This window comes from Curvibacter lanceolatus ATCC 14669 (assembly GCF_000381265.1).
Taxonomy (GTDB): Bacteria; Pseudomonadota; Gammaproteobacteria; order Burkholderiales; family Burkholderiaceae_C; genus Curvibacter; species Curvibacter lanceolatus.
In genome coordinates this window covers 17,655-35,229 of record NZ_KB906287.1, presented here as the reverse complement: position 1 = coordinate 35,229, position 17,575 = coordinate 17,655, and the positions used below count along the sequence as shown (strand labels likewise).

General features: G+C 68.7%; 16 protein-coding genes. 11 read left to right on the top strand and 5 right to left on the bottom strand.

Going from position 1 to position 17,575, the window contains the following annotated elements; genetic code table 11:
* Positions 1-5 precede the first annotated feature (5 nt).
* A complete protein-coding gene (locus F624_RS0130230) occupies positions 6-545 on the bottom strand; it encodes a TRAP transporter small permease subunit (RefSeq protein ID WP_031256788.1) in 540 nt (179 codons plus the stop codon).
* Between the two features lie 248 nt (positions 546-793).
* Here F624_RS0130230 and F624_RS0130225 point away from each other — a divergent pair, with 248 nt between their 5' ends.
* Entirely contained in the window at positions 794-2,032 is a 1,239-nt protein-coding gene (locus F624_RS0130225) for a putative Na+/H+ antiporter (protein ID WP_019578119.1), read from the top strand.
* Positions 2,033-2,060: 28 nt separating this feature from the next.
* Positions 2,061-3,314 (top strand): SUMF1/EgtB/PvdO family nonheme iron enzyme, encoded by a 1,254-nt coding sequence (locus F624_RS0130220; protein WP_019578118.1) that lies wholly within the window; start codon positions 2,061-2,063, stop codon positions 3,312-3,314.
* Positions 3,315-3,336: 22 nt separating this feature from the next.
* Here F624_RS0130220 and F624_RS0130215 read toward each other — a convergent pair whose 3' ends face one another.
* Both F624_RS0130215 and modB read right to left on the bottom strand, forming a co-directional pair.
* Positions 3,337-4,044, bottom strand: coding sequence for an ATP-binding cassette domain-containing protein (locus F624_RS0130215; RefSeq protein ID WP_169426732.1), 708 nt, complete (start codon positions 4,042-4,044; stop codon positions 3,337-3,339).
* Positions 4,045-4,087: 43 nt separating this feature from the next.
* Complete coding sequence (gene modB, locus F624_RS0130210) at positions 4,088-4,753, bottom strand: molybdate ABC transporter permease subunit (RefSeq protein WP_019578116.1); 666 nt, start codon at positions 4,751-4,753, stop codon at positions 4,088-4,090.
* A gap of 122 nt (positions 4,754-4,875) precedes the next feature.
* On the opposite strand from modB, the gene F624_RS0130205 reads away from it, so the two are divergent.
* Positions 4,876-5,682 carry a TOBE domain-containing protein gene (locus F624_RS0130205; RefSeq protein WP_019578115.1) on the top strand — a complete coding sequence of 269 codons (807 nt, stop codon included), beginning with the start codon at positions 4,876-4,878 and terminating at the stop codon, positions 5,680-5,682.
* A gap of 10 nt (positions 5,683-5,692) precedes the next feature.
* On the opposite strand, the gene F624_RS0130200 is transcribed toward F624_RS0130205, so the two are convergent.
* Positions 5,693-6,874, bottom strand: a complete 1,182-nt coding sequence (locus F624_RS0130200; protein ID WP_019578114.1) for a helix-turn-helix domain-containing protein — start codon at positions 6,872-6,874, stop codon at positions 5,693-5,695.
* Between the two features lie 236 nt (positions 6,875-7,110).
* Between F624_RS0130200 and F624_RS0130195 the strand changes: the two genes are divergently transcribed.
* The 7 genes from F624_RS0130195 to F624_RS0130165 all read left to right on the top strand — a co-directional run bounded on the left by F624_RS0130195 (position 7,111) and on the right by F624_RS0130165 (position 14,811).
* Entirely contained in the window at positions 7,111-7,584 is a 474-nt protein-coding gene (locus tag F624_RS0130195; RefSeq protein WP_019578113.1) for a (2Fe-2S)-binding protein, read from the top strand.
* Between the two features lie 92 nt (positions 7,585-7,676).
* Entirely contained in the window at positions 7,677-10,052 is a 2,376-nt protein-coding gene (locus F624_RS0130190) for a xanthine dehydrogenase family protein molybdopterin-binding subunit (RefSeq protein WP_019578112.1), read from the top strand.
* Between the two features lie 44 nt (positions 10,053-10,096).
* Positions 10,097-10,891 carry an FAD binding domain-containing protein gene (locus F624_RS0130185; protein ID WP_019578111.1) on the top strand — a complete coding sequence of 265 codons (795 nt, stop codon included), beginning with the start codon at positions 10,097-10,099 and terminating at the stop codon, positions 10,889-10,891.
* 27 nt (positions 10,892-10,918) lie between these two features.
* A complete protein-coding gene (locus F624_RS0130180) occupies positions 10,919-11,821 on the top strand; it encodes an AAA family ATPase (protein WP_019578110.1) in 903 nt (300 codons plus the stop codon).
* A gap of 12 nt (positions 11,822-11,833) precedes the next feature.
* The gene (locus F624_RS0130175; protein WP_019578109.1) at positions 11,834-13,024 is read left to right on the top strand and encodes a vWA domain-containing protein; all 1,191 of its coding nucleotides are present in this window, start codon (positions 11,834-11,836) and stop codon (positions 13,022-13,024) included.
* A gap of 49 nt (positions 13,025-13,073) precedes the next feature.
* Positions 13,074-13,667 carry an SRPBCC family protein gene (locus F624_RS0130170; RefSeq protein ID WP_019578108.1) on the top strand — a complete coding sequence of 198 codons (594 nt, stop codon included), beginning with the start codon at positions 13,074-13,076 and terminating at the stop codon, positions 13,665-13,667.
* A 52-nt stretch (positions 13,668-13,719) separates the two neighbouring features.
* Positions 13,720-14,811, top strand: a complete 1,092-nt coding sequence (locus tag F624_RS0130165; protein WP_019578107.1) for an XdhC family protein — start codon at positions 13,720-13,722, stop codon at positions 14,809-14,811.
* A 98-nt stretch (positions 14,812-14,909) separates the two neighbouring features.
* On the opposite strand, the gene F624_RS0130160 is transcribed toward F624_RS0130165, so the two are convergent.
* Entirely contained in the window at positions 14,910-15,134 is a 225-nt protein-coding gene (locus F624_RS0130160) for a hypothetical protein (protein WP_019578106.1), read from the bottom strand.
* 467 nt (positions 15,135-15,601) lie between these two features.
* Between F624_RS0130160 and F624_RS0130150 the strand changes: the two genes are divergently transcribed.
* Entirely contained in the window at positions 15,602-17,524 is a 1,923-nt protein-coding gene (locus F624_RS0130150) for a PrkA family serine protein kinase (RefSeq protein ID WP_019578104.1), read from the top strand.
* The last annotated feature ends 51 nt before the right edge of the window (positions 17,525-17,575 follow it).

The following is a 17,575-nucleotide window of genomic DNA, read 5'->3' as shown; positions in this document are numbered from 1 at the left end:
TGGCATCACTGCACCGGCTTTTCGTAACGGGTGTCGAGTTCGAGGTGGCCGGTCAGGTAGGCCACACGCTTGATCACCTCGGACAGGCCCTGCAGAAACATCAGGCCGAAACCTGTGGGCAGCAGCAGCATGGCGGGCCAGCGGATCAGGCCCCCCGCGTTGCCCGACACCTCGCCCGTCAGGTACATCTTCATGAACAGCGGCCAGCTCAGGTAGGCCAGCAGGCCCATCACCGGCAGCAGGAACACCACCAGGCCGAACAGGTCGACCACCACCGGGCCCTTGCCGCGCAGCTTGCCGTACAGGATGTCGACACGCACGTGTTCGTTGAACTTGAGCACGGCGGGCGCGCCCAGCATCACGGTGGCGGCAAACAGGTACCACTGGATTTCGAGCCAGCCGTTCGAGCTGATGTCAAAACCATAGCGGATGAAGGCATTGCCGGCCGAGATCATGGCGGCGGACAACACGGTCCAGGCGGCCACCTGCGACATGCGCACGCTGATCCAGTCCACCAGCGCAGAGAGTTTGAGTAAGATTGACACGCGGTGTCTCCAGTGATTTTTTGAGCTGTATACCCCAGCACCCGGTGGGGCGGGTGCACCAAGTCTGCAACCTTGGCGGGTGGGCAATGGTAGCGCCAGCTCACTGAAAAAACCCTGACTACCTGAGGCCGGGTTTCCCCCAGGATCGACGGGGCCTGCCTCGGCCTGTGCCCGCACCCATCACCGCCCCGACTGCCGTCAGGGGCCCGCAGCAAGGAGTATTTTTGTCGCCTGATCCCATTCACCTGATGGCCGCCGCGGTGTTCGCCATCGCGCTGGTCCATACCTTTGCTGCCAGCGCCATCGAGCACCTGGCCCACCGCTACCCGCGCCACGCCGGTTTGCTGCACCTGCTGGGCGAGGTCGAGGTGGTGTTCGGCTTCTGGGCCTTCGTGCTGTTGGGCTTGATGGCCTTGGTGCAGGGCCCGGCCAGCGCCGTGACCTATGCCGAGTCGCGCCAGTACACCGAGCCCCTGTTCGTGTTCGCGGTCATGGTGGTGGCCGCCTCGCGCCCGGTGCTGGAGGCGGTGACCTCGGTGCTGCAGGCCCTCTGTGGCGTGCTGCCGCTGCGCCGCCCGGTGGCCCAGGCCTGGCTGGTGCTGGCCGGGGTGCCCCTGCTGGGCTCCCTGATCACCGAGCCTGCGGCCATGACGATTGCGGCGCTCACCCTGGCCGGCACGGTGTTCCGCCCCGAGGTGCCGGTGCGGCACAAGTACGCGGCGCTGGGGGTGTTGTTCGTCAATGTCTCCATCGGCGGCACCCTTACCTCGTATGCGGCGCCTCCGGTGCTGATGGTGGCGGGCGCCTGGCAGTGGGATTCGGCCTTCATGCTGAGCCATTTTGGCTGGAAGGCCGCCGTGGCCGTGCTGATCAACGCCACGGTGCTGGTGGCTTTCATCAAGGGCTCGCTGCAGGAGCCCGAGGCGCCCCGCACGCCGCGCGACCTCAGCGTGCCCGTGCCCTGGGTGGTGACGGCGGTGCACCTGGGCTTTCTGGCCGCGGTGGTGTTGATGGCCCACCATCCCGTGATCTTCATGGGTTTGTTCATGATGTTCCTGGGCTACACCCAGGCCTACAGCCGCTTTCAGTCGCCCCTGATCATCAAGGAGGGCTTGCTGGTGGGCTTCTTCCTGGCCGGTCTGGTGGTGCTGGGGGGCTTGCAGCAATGGTGGTTGCAGCCCCTGGTCTCGGGCCTGTCGCCCACGGCGCTGTTTGTCGGCGCCACGGCCCTGACCGCCATCACCGACAACGCCGCACTCACCTACCTGGGCTCGCTGATCGAGGGCATTTCCGACAGCGCCAAGTACATGCTGGTGGCCGGTGCCGTCACCGGTGGCGGCCTCACCGTGATTGCCAATGCCCCCAATCCGGCGGGGGTGGCCTTGCTGCGCAGCGGCTTCCCCGATGGTGCCATCAGCGCCGGCGGCTTGCTGCTGGGGGCGCTGGCACCGACCTTGGTGGCGGCCCTGGCGTTCTTTTTCCTCTGAACCTGTGGCCTGAGCTGCCACCCCGGCCATGCCTCACCCCACTCTGAACCCTTCGGCCGCCATCGATTCGCCCCAGCTCTGGTCGGCCGGGCCTTCGCTGCTGTCACTGGCCCTGATGGATGCCCGCAACCACACGCTGGCCTTGCTGGCGCGTTTTGAAGAGGCCGAGGACAGTGGTCACTGGCGCTGGCAGCCCGGGCCGGGGCAGGAGCCCCCGCTGTGGCTGGCCGGGCATGTGGGCTGGTTTGCCGAATACTGGGTGGGGCGCAACACCCGGCGTGCCCTGGGGCCGACGTGTCCGCCCGATCCGCTGCGCCTGCCTTCGCTGGATCCGGCCGCCGACCGCTTGTGGGACCCGCGCTGGCGCAGCCCCGTGCAGCGGGCGGCCGAAGCCTTGCCCCAGCGCGCCACGGTGCGCGCCTGGCTGTTGAACACCCTGGAGGCGACGCTCGAACTGCTGGACCGGCTGCCTGAAGACGATGCCTCGCTGTACTTCTTTCGCCTGGCCCTGTTCCATGAAGACCTGATCGGCGAGCGCCTGATCCGCCTGGCCCAGGCCCAGGGCGTGCCGCTGGATCTGCCCGAACCCCCGGTGCTGGCGGCGCGCGACCCGCTGCTGATCCCGGCCACCCGCTGGACGCTGCCCCAGCGCAGCGGCGGCTTCCACCCCGAGGGCGAGCCCGGCCAGCTCAGCGTGGCCGTGCCCGAGTTCGAGATCGATGCCCAGGCGGTCAGCTGGGCTCAGTACATCGAATTTGTCGACGATGGCGGCTACGACCATGCTGAGCACTGGCAGCCCGAGGGCTGGTCCTGGCTGCAGGGGCAGGCGGGCCGCTCGGCCCCCCGCCATGTGGAGCACATGGGGGTGGCGCGTCAGGGCAGCAGTGGCGCGGTGTTGCAAAACCGCTTCGGTCGCCGGGTGCGGCTGGCCGCGGCCCACCCCGTGGTGCATGTGAGCTGGTGGGAGGCCGACGCCTGGTGCCGCTGGGCCGGCCGGCGCCTGCCCGACGAGGTCGAATGGGATCTGGCCGCCCACACGGCCGCCCGCCGTGGCTGGCGCTGGGGCGAGGTGCACGAGTGGACCGCCACCCGTCTGCGCCCCTGGCCGGGTGCCCAGCCGGGCCCCTGGAGCGACTACGCCTGGCCGCTGATGGAGCAGGCCCGGGTGCAGCGCGGGCATTCGCTGGCCAGCCGGGCCCGCCTGCGCGACCCGGGCTGGCGCTGGTGCGGCCTGCCGCATGAAGACGACGCTTTTGTAGGCTTTCGTTCCTGCGCGATCTGAGTGAGGTTGCTGGCGATCGGGTTCAGGCCAGGCGCACGGCGGCCGGCTGCTCGGCCACGCTTTCAGGCCGGGCCGCTTCACCGGGCCGCAGCCGGATCACGGTCTGGGCCAGCTGGGCCACATCTTGCGGGTCGTGCGTGACCAGCAGCACCGGGATGCGGATCTGCTCCAGCAGGCTTTGCAGCTCATCGCGCAGGCGCCCGCGCAGCTCGGTGTCCAGGGCCGACAGCGGCTCGTCCAGCAGCAGCAGGCGCGGCTGCGCCGCCAGGGCCCGGGCCAGGGCCACCCGCTGGCGTTGCCCGCCCGACAGGTGCCGGGGCCAGGCCTGGGCCAGCTCCTCCAGCTGAAAGCGGGCCAGCATCTCCTTGACCCGGTCTTCGGCCTGGGGGCTGCGCGGCTGGCCGGGCCGGCGCACGCCAAAGGCCACGTTCTGGCGCACCGTCATGTGCGGAAACAGCGCGTAGTCCTGGAACACATAGCCCACGCCGCGCTCGCGCGCGCTCAGGCGCAGCCCGCGCTGGCTGTCCTGCAGCACCTGGCCTTGCACCTGCACATGGCCCGGCGCCTCGATCAGCCCCGCCACGGCCTGCAGTGTCATCGACTTGCCCACGCCCGAGGGCCCGAGCAAGGCCGTGCGCAGGCTGGGCGATGAAAACGCCACCCCCAGCGAGAAGTGCCGGCCCGGGGCATGGGCCTGCAGATGCAGCTGGATGTCCAGCACGGGCGGCAGGGCAGGGGAGGTCTGGGGTGTCGGCATGGGGGGTGTCATGGGCTCAGTGCCGGGTCTGCAGCAGCCGACCGGAGCCGACCAGCACCAGCACGCAGACGGCGGAAATCACGCCTGTGAGCCACAGCGCCTGGGCGTCGTTGCCGGCCTGCACGGCGTCGTAGACCGCGATCGACAGGGTCTGGGTCTTGCCCGGCAGGTTGCCGGCGATCATCAGCGTGGCGCCAAACTCGCCCATGGCCCGGGCAAAGGTGAGCATCAGGCCGGCGGTGATGCCGCGCAGCGCCATGGGCAGGCTGATGCGCCAGAACACCTCCAGCTCGCCGGCGCCCAGGGTGCGGGCCGCCTGGGCCAGGCGTGGGTCGGTCTCCTCGAAGGCGGCGCGGGCGCCCTTGTAGATCAGGGGCAGTGACACCACCGCCGCGGCCAGCACGGCACCCTGCCAGGTGAACATCAGGTTGATGCCCAGCCATTGGTCCAGGTAGCGCCCCAGCAGCCCGTTGCGACCCACCAGCACGATCAGGTAGTAGCCCAGCACGGTGGGGGGCAGCACCATGGGCAGCATCAGCAGGGCGTCCAGCAGGGCATGGCCGACAAAGCGGCGCCTCGCCATCCACCAGGCCAGGCCCACGCCCAGCAGGCCACTGGCCAGCGTGGCCAGGCAGGCCACCTTCAGGGTCAGCCAGAGCGGGATCAGGGTCGATTCGGGCATGGGCAAAGTGGTTTGCGCTATTCCGCGCTTGAATAGCGCATTTCGTGCCAGTTTAGCGTCCGCCGTGGATGCTTGCCGAAGTGGTTAGAGTTCAGGGCATGGTCGCCAGCTCCGAGACACCGATGCCCCCGCCCTCAGTCCCCACCCCCGCCCCGGTCCTGCACTGGTCGGAGGCGCTGGGCCACAGCCCCAGTGACAAACGCCTGGAGATCCTGCGTGGCATTGCGGCCGGCGGCAGCATCTCGCAGGCCGCGCGCGATGCCGGTGTCAGCTACAAGGCGGCCTGGCAGGCGATCGACACCCTGAGCAACCTGGCCGGCGCCGAACTGGTGCAGCGGGCCGTGGGCGGCGCCGGCGGCGGTGGGGCCGTGATCACCCCGCAGGGCGCCTGGCTGCTGCGCGTGGCCGACGCCCTGGCCGTGGCCCGGCAGCAGGTGCTGGCCGATCTGGCCGGTGCGGGCGCGGCGGCGGGCATGGCCCCCACGGCGACGGCGTCGCCCGCGCTGGGCCTGCGCACCAGCATGCGCAACCAGTGGCCTGCCACCGTGACGGCGCTGCGGCGCCAGGGCGCGGTGGTGCTGGCGCAGTTGAGCCTGGCCGGGTCGGATCGGCTGCTGGCCTCGCTGACCCGCGAGAGTGCCGAGCTGCTGGGCCTGCGCCAGGGCTTGCCGGTGCTGGCGCTGTGCAAGGCCACGGCAGTGCGCATCCTGCCCTGGGGTCCTGGTGAGGATCTGCCCGAGTCGGTGTCGAGCGTGGCGGGCCGGGTGGCCCGCACCGCCCGCGCGGGCGAGCTGCAGGAGGTGGTGCTGACCACGGAGGGCGGGCTGCAATGGGTGGGCCTGACCCCCCCGGGCGGGGCGCTGCGCCGCGGTGCCCCGGCCCGCGCCGTGGTCGACCCGGCTGCCGTGGTGCTGGGTTCGGTGGACTGAGCGAGCTCGGTCAGTCGCCGGCCGGTCGGGTTTTCTGGCCCAGCTTGCGGTACACGGTGGCCCGGCTGATGCCCAGGCGCTGGGCGGCTTCGGCCACATTGCCGCGGGCTTCGTCCACGGCCTGCCGGATCAGGGCGGTTTCCAGATCGCGCAGCGGTCGGGCTGGCGCTGTGTTGCCCTCGTGGCGGGCTGGGGGGGCTGCACGGGGCGTGACGCTGCGCAGCCGGGCCAGGGCCTGCAGGCGCAGCCCGGACCACAGCGGCACATCCAGCGGCGGCGCCTGGCGCCGCGCGTGGTCCACCAGCATGCCCCAGGGCAGGGCAAACAGGTCGTCGGCGTGCAGGCGCGAGCCGGGCCGCAGCAGCGGGCGCGGCAGCATCTGGCGGCCGGACGGGTTGCAGGCCAGCACCGTGCCTTCGGCGTCCAGGCACAACAGGCCTTCGGCATCCGCCGCCGGGCCCTCGGGCATCGGGGCACCGGGCCAGTTCAGGCGCAGCAGGATGTACCAGGGCGACTGCAGCACCAGGGCGTTTTCGATGTGGCGTGCCGCCCGCGTGACCAGGTGGCGCAGTTCGGGGCGCTCGGGCACCTCCACCCCGGTCAGGTCCAGCATGCCCACGCATTGGCCCTCGGGGCCGATCAGGGGGGCGCCGGCGCAGCTGTACACCGCATTCTGGTCAAAGAAGTGCTCCCCCTGGTGCAGCCACACGGGTTGCAACTCATTGAGTGCCGCACCGATGGCCGTGGTGCCCACATGGCGCTCGGACAGGTCCACCCCCACGCGGGCAATCGTGGTGGCCGCCGGTTGCTGGGGGTCGATGGGGCCATGCACGTCCACCACCACGCCCTGGGCATTGGTCAGCAGGCTGAAATAGCGGGTGCCGGCGATGGCGCGCGACAGTTGGGCCAGTACCGGGCGAGCGGCCTGGATCAGGACTCGGTTGCCCTCGGCCAACTGGCGCTGCGTGCCGGCGCTGACCGGGCCGAACTCCACGCTGTGGTGCGGCCGCAGGCCGTCTGCCAGGCAACGCTGCCAGGAGCGCGTGATCCAGGGCTCGATGGGGGCGTGCCCCAGGCTCTGGCGCGGGCTCGCGTCGCCATCCAGCCAGACCTGGCGGGCCTGCCGGATCAGGGCCTGGCGGTCGTGGGAGGGGGGGGCCGCACGCAGGGTCGGGGTGTCAGTCGCTGGCATGGGCCTTGGGGCGGTGGCTGGGTGACTGGGGTGGGTGGGCTCGGCGATTGGCCCCCGTTTCTGCGGAGGCAAGTGGGCGAGCGGTGATTTTTAGACATCCAACGGTCATGTCTGTCTCAAATTGAGAATATCCGACTCGTGCCGTCGGCATCCTAGGGTTTTGCCTAGACAGCCTGGCCCGAGGGCGCGAAAAGATGCCTGCTGTTCCAAGCCTCTACTTTTCAAGGAGATGGTCCATGCAGGTTGAACTCAAGGTGAATGGCCGTGCGGCCCGGGCGGATGTGGCGCCCAATACCCTGTTGGTGCAGTTGCTGCGCGAGCAACTCACCCTCACCGGCACCCACGTCGGGTGCGACACCAGCCAGTGCGGTGCCTGCACCGTGCTGCTCGACGGCCGGGCCGTCAAGTCGTGCACCGTGCTGGCCGCCCAGGCCCAGGGCGCCGAAGTCACCACCATCGAAGGCCTGGCCCAGGCCGACGGCACGCTGCACCCGATGCAGGCCGCATTCAAAGAGTGCCATGGGCTGCAGTGCGGCTTCTGCACCCCGGGCATGGTGATGAGCGCGGTCGACCTCTGCCAGCACCACCCGAAGGCCGGTGAAAGCGAGATCCGCGAGTTGCTGGAAGGCAATCTGTGTCGCTGCACCGGCTACCAGAACATCGTCAAGGCCGTGGTGCAGGGCCGCGAGGCCATGGCGGCCGGCGGCTGAGGCTTCCTGGCGAGCCGGTACAGCGCAGCAATCCTCTGCCCGCGCCGGGTGGCGACGGGCGCTTCGATTTCCGAACAGCAGGAGACAAAGACATGGGTGCCTCAGACTTTGCCAACCTTCCGCACATCGGCGCCTCGGTGCGCCGCAAGGAAGACTACCGTTTTCTGACCGGGGCCGGCCAATACACCGATGACGTGGTGCTGGCGGCCCAGTCCCACGCGGTGTTCGTGCGCTCGCCGCATGCGCACGCCCGCATCAATGCCATCGACATCGCGGCCGCCCAGGCCGCGCCGGGCGTGCTGGGCGTGTTCACCGGGGCCGATGTGGCGGCAGCGGGCATCAACGGCCTGCCCTGCGGCTGGCTCATCACCAGCACCGATGGCCAGCCCATGAAAGAGCCGCCGCACCCCATCCTGGCCCAGGGCAAGGTGCGGTATGTGGGCGACCACGTGGCCATGGTGGTGGCCGAGACCCTGCAGCAGGCACGCGATGCCGCCGAGCTGGTGAATGTCGATTACGAGGTGCTGGACGCGGTGGTGCAGGTGGCTGACGCGGCCAAGGGCCCGGCGCTGCACGACAATGCGCCCGACAACCACTGCTTCAAGTGGGCCATCGGCGACAAGGCCGCGGTGGACGCCGCCTTTGCCGGTGCCGCCCACGTGACCCGGCTGGACCTGGTGAACAACCGCCTGGTGCCCAACGCCATGGAACCCCGCGCCGCCATCGGCTCGTACAGCCGGGCCAACGACGAGTACACCCTGTACGTGTCCAACCAGAACCCGCACGTCGAGCGCCTGCTCATGACCGCCTTCGTGATGGGGCTGCCCGAGCACAAGGTGCGGGTGATCGCCCCCGATGTGGGCGGCGGCTTCGGCTCCAAGATCTACCTGTACGCCGAAGATGTGTGCCTGACCTGGGCGTCCAAGAAGCTCAACCGCAACATCAAGTGGGTGGCCGACCGCAGCGAGGCCTTTTTGTCGGATGCCCATGGCCGCGACCACGTGAGCCATGCCGAGATGGCGATGGACGCCAACGGCCGCTTTCTGGCCATGCGCGTGCACACCGACGCCAACCTGGGCGCCTACCTGAGCACCTTTGCCAGCGCCGTGCCCACCATCCTCTATGCCACCTTGCTGGCGGGGCAGTACACCACGCCGCAGGTCCATGTGGAGGTGGACGCCTGGTTCACCAACACAGCGCCGGTCGATGCCTACCGGGGGGCCGGTCGGCCCGAGGCCACCTACCTGCTGGAGCGCCTGGTCACCCGCTGCGCCTGGGAGCTGGGCCTGAGCCAGGCCGAGATCCGGCGGCGCAACTTCATCACCAGCTTCCCGTATCAAACCCCGGTGGCGCTGCAGTACGACATCGGCGACTACCCGGCCTGCCTGGCCCAGGCCGAGCAACTGGCCGACGCCGCCGGCTTCGAGGCCCGCAAGACGGCCAGCGCCGCCAAGGGCCTGCTGCGCGGCATCGGCTACAGCAGCTACATCGAGGCCTGCGGCATTGCCCCGTCCAACATCGCCGGGGCGCTGGGGGCGCGGGCCGGCCTGTTCGAGTGCGGCGAGGTGCGGGTGCACCCCACGGGCAGCGTCACCGTGTTCACCGGCTCGCACAGCCACGGCCAGGGCCACGAGACCACCTTTGCCCAGGTGGTGGCCGCCCGCCTGGGCCTCACGCCGGATCAGGTCGACGTGGTGCACGGCGACACCGGCCGCGTGCCCTTCGGCATGGGCACCTATGGCTCGCGCTCGATCTCGGTCGGCGGCGCGGCCATCATGAAGGCGCTGGACAAGATCGAGACCAAGGCCAAGAAGATCGCGGCCCACCTGCTGGAGGCCAGCGATGTCGACATCGACTTTGCCAACGGTGAGTTCACCGTGCGCGGCACCGACAAGAAGGTGACCTTCGGCCAGGTGGCGCTGACCGCCTACGTGCCGCACAACTACCCCTTGGACAAGCTGGAGCCCGGCCTCAACGAAACCGCCTTCTACGACCCCACCAACTTCACCTTCCCGGCCGGCACCTACATCTGCGAGGTCGAGGTGGACCCGGCCACCGGCAGCGTGCGGGTGGACCGCTTTGCGGCGGTGGACGATTTCGGCACCATCATCAATCCCATGATCGTCGAAGGCCAGGTGCATGGCGGCCTGGTGCAAGGCATCGGCCAGGCGCTGATCGAGAACTGCGTGTACGACCGCGAGACCGGGCAGTTGCTGACGGGCAGCTTCATGGACTACGCCATGCCGCGGGCCGATGACTTCCCCGAGTTCAAGCTCGGCCATGTCTGCACCCCCTGTACACACAACCCGCTGGGCACCAAGGGCTGCGGCGAGGCCGGCGCCATCGGCTCGCCGCCGGCCGTGATCAATGCCGTGCTCGATGCCCTCAAGCCGCTGGGCGTCCATGACATCGACATGCCGGCCTCACCGGCCCGGGTCTGGGCCGCCATCCAGGCCGCGCGCGCCTGAAGCCGGCCCCAGCAAAAGAATCGCCGAACAAGGAGAATCGCCCCATGTATGCCTTCACTTTTGAAGCCCCCGCCACCGTGGCCGACGCCGCGGCCCTGGCCCAGGCCGGTGGCAAGCTGCTGGCCGGTGGCCAGACCCTGCTGCCGTCGATGAAGCTGCGCCTGTCGGCGCCTGAGCAGGTGGTCGACCTGAACCGCATCCCCTCGCTGGCCGGCATCCGGCGCGAAGGCCAGGCCTTTGTGATCGGCGCCATGACGCGCCATGCCGATGTGGCGGCCAACGCCGAGCTGCAGGCCGCCATCCCCGCGCTGGCCAATCTGGCGGCCCACATCGGTGACCGCCAGGTGCGGGCCCGGGGCACGCTGGGCGGCTCGGTGGCCAACAACGACCCCGCGGCCTGCTACCCCAGTGCCCTGCTGGCGCTGGGCGCGACCGTGATCACCGACCGGCGCGAGATCGCCGCCGACGACTTCTTTCTGGGCATGTACACCACCGCCCTGGAAGACGGCGAGATCATCACGGGGGTGCGTTTCCCCATTCCTCAGCGTACCGCCTACCTGAAGTTCAAGCAGGCGGCGTCGCGCTTCTCGCTGGTCGGGGTGTTTGTGGCCCAGACCTCGGGCGGGGTGCGGGTGGCGGTGACGGGTGCGGCCAGCGCGGTGTTCCGCCATGCCGGCCTGGAGGCCGCGCTCAACCAGAGCTTCACCCCCGAGGCGGCCGCTCGAGTGGCCATTGCGGCCGACGAGCTCAACAGCGACATCCACGCCAGCGCGGCCTACCGGGCCAACCTGATCAGCGTGCAGACCCAGCGCGCCGTGGCCCAGGCCCTGGCGGCCTGAGCTTTTGACCCAAGGAGACCCCACCCGGTGCTGGCATCCATTGACGCGCTTCAACAAGCCCTGGCCGGGGTCGGCTACCTGGCCGACCGGCGCCTGGCCACGGCCGTTTTCCTGGCCCTGAAACTGCAGCGTCCCCTGTTGCTCGAGGGCGAGCCCGGGGTGGGCAAGACCGAACTGGCCAAAGCCTTGTCCCAGGTGCTGCAGCGGCAGCTGATCCGCCTGCAGTGCTACGACGGCCTGGAGCAGCGCGAGGCCCTGTACGAGTGGAACTACGCCGCGCAGTTGCTGCACCTGCGGGTGGCCGAGGGCCGCTCCCAGGGCCTGGGGGAGGGCGATGACGCCGAGCGCGAGGTCTACCAGGGCCGCTACCTGATCCGGCGCCCGCTGCTGCAGGCACTGCAGGCCCCGGCCCCCGGGGCGGTGTTGCTGATCGACGAGGTGGACCGGGCCGACGAGCCCTTCGAGGCCTTTTTGCTCGAGTACCTGGGCGAGTACCAGGTCAGCATCCCCGAGCTGGGCACCATCAGCGCGGCCTGCAAACCCGTCACCCTGCTCACCAGCAACCGCACACGCGACCTCAACGATGCGGTCAAGCGCCGCTGCCTGTACCACTGGCTGGACTACCCCGACCGTGAGCGCGAGCTGGCCATCGTGCGGGCCCAGGTGCCCCAGGCCAGCACGGCGCTGGCCGAGCAGGTGGCCAGTTTTGTGGCGCGCTTGCGCAGCGCGCCCTTTGCCAATGCCTTCCAGCGCGCGCCGGGCATTGCCGAAAGCGTGGAATGGGCCAAGGCCCTGGTAGCGCTGGACACGCTGGCCATCGACCCCGAGCTGGCGTCCGATACCGCTGGCATCCTGTTCAAGCAGCGCGAAGACGTGGCCGCCCTGACCCATGAGCTGGCCACCGAATTGCTCAAGCCCGACGAGGCTTGAGGTGGGTGGACCATGACCCCCCGCCTGGGTGATGCGCGCAGCGGCAAGCTGGCCGACAACATCACCGGCTTCGGCCGCACCTTGCGCCGGGCCGGTGTGCCGCTGGATGCCTCACGCATGGCGCTGGCGCTGCAGGCGGCGCAATGGGTCGACCTGGGGCGGCGCGATGACCTGTGCGCCGCGCTCGAGACCGTGCTGGTGAGCCGAGAGGCTGACCGGGCCGTGTTCCGCGAGCTGTTCGACGCCTATTTCCGCGACCCCGACATGGCCCGCCGACTGCTGGCCCAGATGTTGCCCACCGCCCAGGGGCGGGCCGAGCCCTCGCGCCGGCGCCCCCGGGTGAACGAGGCCCTGTCGCCGCCCAAGGCCGCCGCCCAGGCCGGCGCCCCCAAAGCCCCCGACGACAAGATCGAGCTCGATGCCGCCATGACCGCCAGCGAGGCCGAGCGCCTGCGCCAGGCCGACTTCAACGGCCTGTCGGCCTCCGAATACCAGCTGGTGGAGCGGCTGGCGCGGCGCATCGCCCTGCCGGTGCCGGTGTTCGAGTCGCGCCGCACACGGGCGGGCTTGGGCGGCGCACGCATCCACTGGCCGGGGGTCATGCAGCAGGCGGCCCGCACCGGTGGTGAGCTGCTGCACCTGCCGCGCCTGCGCCGGCGCGAGCAGCCCTTGCCGCTGCTGGTGCTGGTGGATGTGTCGGGCTCGATGGAGCGTTATGCCCGGCTGCTGCTTGCTTTTTTGCATGCCGCCACGGCCAGCCTGCCGCGGCGTGATGTGTTCGCCTTCGGCACTGGCCTGACCGACCTCACGCCAGCCTTCCGCCTGGCCGACACCGATGCCATGCTGGCCCAGGCCAGTGCCCGCATCAGCGACTTTGCCGGCGGCACCCGGCTGGGCGATTCGCTGGCCCAGTTGCGGCTGCGCCATGCGCGGCGCCTGCTGGGCCGGCGCACCCTGGTGCTGCTGATCAGCGACGGGCTGGACACCGGCGAGCCGGCCGCACTGGGGCGCGAACTGGCCTGGCTGCGGCGCCACAGTGCCCGCCTGCTGTGGCTCAACCCCTTGCTGCGCTTCGAAGGATACGCCCCGCTGGCGCGTGGGGCCATCGAGCTGCATGCCCAGGCGCACGGCATGCTGGCGGTCCACAATCTGAGCCGGCTGGAGGATCTGGCCGGCAGCATCGCGGCGGTGCTGCGGCGCTGAGCGCCGCAGGCGGCCCCTTTTCTGACCCCAAAACACGGAGGAACCCATCATGGACATGCAAGGAAGCCGCTCCCTGGCCATCACCCAACAGCAGGCCTGGGATGCGCTCAACGACCCGGAGGTGCTCAAGCTGTGCATCCCGGGTTGCGACAAGGTCGAGCCCACCGGCGAGAACCAGTACGCCGTCGGCATGGCCGTCAAGATCGGCCCGGTGTCGGCCAAGTTCAGCGGCAAGATCACGCTCAGCGACATCGTGCCGCCGCAAAGCTACGCCATCGGTTTTGACGGGCAGGGGGGCGTGGCGGGCTTTGGCAAGGGCAAGGCCCAGGTCAGCCTGCAGCCCACCGAAGGGGGGTGCGAGCTGAGCTACACGGTCAACGCCCAAGTGGGCGGCAAGATCGCCCAATTGGGCCAGCGCCTCATCGATGGCGCGGCCAAGGGCATGGCCGAAGACTTCTTCAAGCGCTTTGACGACGAGATGCAGCGCCGCTACCCCGCCCCCGAAGCGCTTGTGGCTGAGGCGCCTGCCGAGCCGGCGCCAAGCGATGCGGCCGCTCCGGTGGCGAGCCAGGGCGGGGTGCCGGTCTGGGTCTGGTGGGCGGGTGCCGTGCTGCTGGCGGCCCTGGTGCTCTGGCTGCGTTGATGGAATCTGGAAGGCGGGTGAGCCCCCGGGCCCCCTGGAAAGCGAGACCGAGATGGAAAACCTGGATGTGATGGTGCTGCGCAAGCTGCGCGAATGGCGGCTGCAAGGGCTGCGGGCCATGCTGGTCACCGTGGTGCGGACCTGGGGCTCCTCGCCACGGCCGGTGGGCTCCATCATGGCCTTGAGCGAGCAGGGGCTGGTGGTCGGGTCGGTGTCGGGTGGTTGCATCGAAGACGACCTGATCGACCGCCACACCCGGGCCTATGCCCAGAGCCCGCAGCCAGAGGGGGCCAGCCGCCATGAGCACACGATTCCCAGCGGCCCGCCGGCCTTTGTGAAGTACGGCATCAGCGCCGACGAGGCGCACCGCTTTGGCCTGCCCTGCGGCGGCACGCTGGAGCTGATGCTCGAATTCGACCCCGATGCGGCCAGCCTGGGCCAACTGATCGAGGCGCTGGAGCACGGCCAGTTGATGCAGCGCCGGGTGCGCCTGGCCGACGGCGTGGTGAGCCTGCTGGCCGCCGATGCGCCCGCCGAGCTGACCGTGGCCGACGGGGTGCTGAGCAACACCTTCGGCCCCGAGTACCGCATGCTGCTGATCGGGGCCGGTCAGCTCACCGAGTACCTGGCCACCATGGCCTTGTTCAGCGGCTTTGCCGTCACGGTGTGTGACCCGCGCGAGGAGTACCGCAGCACCTGGCGCGTGCCCGGGGCACGGGTGGTGAGTGACATGCCCGACGACGTGGTGCGGGCCTTTGCGCCCGACCGGCGCAGCTGCGTGGTGGCGCTCACGCACGACCCCAAGCTGGATGACCTGGCGCTGCTGGAGGCCTTGGACAGCGAGGCCTTTTACGTGGGGGGCATCGGCTCGCGCCGCAACAATGAGGCCCGGCGCGCCCGCATGATCGAGCACTTTGACCAGACCGAGGCCAGTCTGGCGCGTCTGCGCGGGCCGATCGGCATCTACATCGGCAGCAAGACGCCGCCCGAGATCGCTGTCAGTGTGATGGCCGAGATCCTGGCCGTGAAGAATGGTGTCACCCTGCCACGCGACATGGCGGTGGCCCAGGCCAAGAACGAACGCGAGAAACCCCACAACGACCCGGGGGCCCAGGTGTGCGGCCTGCCGCGCCGGGCCGCCTGAGGGCGCCGGTTCAGCGTCGACAGCCCGACCCACCGCCTCGGTGGCGGCGTTTCATGCCCCATGGCGCAGCACCTGCGCGGGCGGCTGACCGGCTTCGTTCAGCCGTAGTTGGCAATCCACTCCAGGCCCTGGGCATAGGCGGCTTCAACCGCTGCCTCGGCTGTGGTGTAGTCGCCGCGACGCACCGCGATCTCACGCGGGCGCGTCGGCCAGACCTGTTTGGTGATGACCAGCAAGGGAACGTACTCGCCGTTGTCCAGCACTTTGGCGCTGCACTTCAACTCGTAGTTCTGATGCTGGCAAATCTTCGTCGCTTGCGTCATCGATGCCATCCTGCTCCGAAAGATAGCAGTATGCACCGCCTGTGTGACGCTGGGCGGGTGGCTCGCCAAATCCTGTCCCGGGCAGAGCCCCCTTCGGTGATCTGCTTCACAGAGGCTGTGTCGTCAGAGTGACGCTTCAAGAGCCACTGGTAGCAAAGTCATTGACACCTGCTTGCGCTGCAATACAAACTGAAACCAATCCAGCGGCCCGGAGTCCAAGCAGGCACAGCCATCTTGCTGCTGGTGGCAAAGGAGTGACGCCATGCGTAGTTGCTGTCCTGACCCGATGTCGATGAAGCCCCTCATGCGGTCTGCCCAAGGGCCGCACTCATGGCGGGCCTGGAGCCCGTCTGACACACCGGCGCTCTGCGGTGCCTGTTGCCGCCCGCCACCCCGCTGTCATCCCCCCCTGCCTGACGGCCGTTGAATCCCTAGCTTGTCCTTTCCATTCTCCATGGAGGTGTGCCATGTCATTGCTGGCCCGATACCAAAGTGCTTACCTGGCGGCGCAAGAGGAAGAGATGTCTCTTCAGGATTACCTGGAGCTGTGCAAGGCCGACAAAATGGCCTACGCCAGCGTGGCCGAACGCATGCTGGTGGCCATCGGTGAGCCTGAACTGGTGGACACACGGCTGGACCCGCGTCTGTCGCGCATCTTTGCCAACAAGATGCTGCGCATCTACCCGGCCTTCAAGGAGTTCTATGGCATGGAGGAGGTGATCGAGCATGTGGTCTCGTACTTCCGGCATGCGGCCCAGGGCCTGGAGGAGAAAAAGCAGATCCTCTACCTGCTCGGCCCGGTGGGTGGCGGCAAATCCTCGCTGGCTGAGCGGCTCAAGCTGCTGATCGAGAAGGTGCCTTTCTACGCCATCAAGGATTCGCCGGTGCATGAGTCGCCGCTGTCGCTGTTCAACGTGAACGAAGATGGCCACATCCTGGAGCAGGACTACGGCATCGGCCGGCGCTACCTGGGCGGCATCATGAGCCCCTGGGCCGTGAAGCGGCTGCGTGAGTACGGCGGCGACATCAGCCGCTTCCGGGTGGTGAAGATGCGGCCCTCGGTGCTGTCGCAGATCGCGGTGTCCAAGACCGAACCGGGCGACGAGAACAACCAGGACATCTCCTCCCTGGTGGGCAAGGTGGACATCCGCAAGCTCGAGCACTATTCGCAGAACGACCCCGACGCCTACTCCTACTCGGGCGGCCTGTGCCTGGCCAACCGCGGGGTGCTGGAGTTCGTGGAGATGTTCAAGGCGCCGATCAAGGTGCTGCACCCGCTGCTCACCGCCACCCAGGAGCAGAACTACAAAGGCACCGAAGGCTTTGGCGCCATCCCCTTCGATGGTCTGGTGTTGGCCCACTCGAACGAGGCCGAGTGGACCACCTTCAAGACCAACCGCAACAACGAGGCCTTTCTCGACCGCATCTACATCGTCAAGGTGCCGTACTGCCTGCGTGTCACTGACGAGATGCACATCTACGAGAAGCTGCTGGCCAACTCCTCGCTCACGCAGGCACCCTGCGCGCCCGACACGCTGCGCATGATGGCCCAGTTCTCGGTGCTGTCGCGCCTGAAGGACCCGGAGAACTCCAGCATCTACAGCAAGATGCGTGTCTACGACGGCGAGAACCTCAAGGACACCGACCCCAAGGCCAAGAGCTTCCCCGAGTACCGCGACTTTGCGGGGGTGGACGAGGGCATGACCGGGCTGTCGACGCGCTTTGCCTTCAAGATCCTGTCGCGCGTCTTCAACTTCGACCACCGCGAGCTGGCCGCCAACCCGGTGCACCTGATGTATGTGCTGGAGCAGCAGATCGAGGCTGAGCAGTTCCCCACCGAGGTCGAGGAGCGGTATCGCCGCCACCTCAAGGAGTTCCTCAGCCCGCGCTATGCCGAGTTCATCGGCAAGGAGATCCAGACCGCCTACCTGGAGAGCTATTCCGAGTACGGTCAGAACATCTTCGACCGCTATGTGACCTACGCCGATTTCTGGATCCAGGACCAGGAGTTCCGCGACCCCAACACCGGCGAGATCCTGGACCGCGGGGCCCTGAACGACGAGCTGGAGAAGATCGAGAAGCCGGCCGGCATCAGCAACCCCAAGGACTTCCGCAACGAGGTGGTCAACTTCGTGCTGCGCGCCCGCGCCAAGCACGACGGGCACAACCCCTCGTGGACCAGCTACGAGAAGCTGCGCGCGGTGATCGAGAAGAAGATGTTCTCCAACACCGAAGACCTGCTGCCGGTGATCTCGTTCAACGCCAAGGCCAGTGCCGAGGACCAGAAGAAGCACCAGAACTTTGTCGATCGCATGATCGACAAGGGCTACACCGAAAAGCAGGTGCGCCTGCTGTGCGACTGGTACATGCGTGTGCGCAAGTCTTCGTGAACCCAGGGTGGGCGGCCGAGAGGCCAAGAGGCCAAATGGCCAAATGGCCTG

What these genes read in the sequence shown, in the direction of transcription:
- F624_RS0130225 (WP_019578119.1), top strand. Translation starts at nt 794, where the DNA reads ATGGCCGCCGCGGTGTTCGCCATCGCGCTGGTCCATACCTTTGCTGCC.
- F624_RS0130220 (WP_019578118.1), top strand. Translation starts at nt 2,061, where the DNA reads ATGCCTCACCCCACTCTGAACCCTTCGGCCGCCATCGATTCGCCCCAG.
- modB (WP_019578116.1), bottom strand. Translation starts at nt 4,753, where the DNA reads ATGCCCGAATCGACCCTGATCCCGCTCTGGCTGACCCTGAAGGTGGCC.
- F624_RS0130205 (WP_019578115.1), top strand. Translation starts at nt 4,876, where the DNA reads ATGCCCCCGCCCTCAGTCCCCACCCCCGCCCCGGTCCTGCACTGGTCG.
- F624_RS0130200 (WP_019578114.1), bottom strand. Translation starts at nt 6,874, where the DNA reads ATGCCAGCGACTGACACCCCGACCCTGCGTGCGGCCCCCCCCTCCCAC.
- F624_RS0130195 (WP_019578113.1), top strand. Translation starts at nt 7,111, where the DNA reads ATGCAGGTTGAACTCAAGGTGAATGGCCGTGCGGCCCGGGCGGATGTG.
- F624_RS0130190 (WP_019578112.1), top strand. Translation starts at nt 7,677, where the DNA reads ATGGGTGCCTCAGACTTTGCCAACCTTCCGCACATCGGCGCCTCGGTG.
- F624_RS0130185 (WP_019578111.1), top strand. Translation starts at nt 10,097, where the DNA reads ATGTATGCCTTCACTTTTGAAGCCCCCGCCACCGTGGCCGACGCCGCG.
- F624_RS0130175 (WP_019578109.1), top strand. Translation starts at nt 11,834, where the DNA reads ATGACCCCCCGCCTGGGTGATGCGCGCAGCGGCAAGCTGGCCGACAAC.
- F624_RS0130170 (WP_019578108.1), top strand. Translation starts at nt 13,074, where the DNA reads ATGGACATGCAAGGAAGCCGCTCCCTGGCCATCACCCAACAGCAGGCC.
- F624_RS0130165 (WP_019578107.1), top strand. Translation starts at nt 13,720, where the DNA reads ATGGAAAACCTGGATGTGATGGTGCTGCGCAAGCTGCGCGAATGGCGG.
- F624_RS0130160 (WP_019578106.1), bottom strand. Translation starts at nt 15,134, where the DNA reads ATGACGCAAGCGACGAAGATTTGCCAGCATCAGAACTACGAGTTGAAG.
- F624_RS0130150 (WP_019578104.1), top strand. Translation starts at nt 15,602, where the DNA reads ATGTCATTGCTGGCCCGATACCAAAGTGCTTACCTGGCGGCGCAAGAG.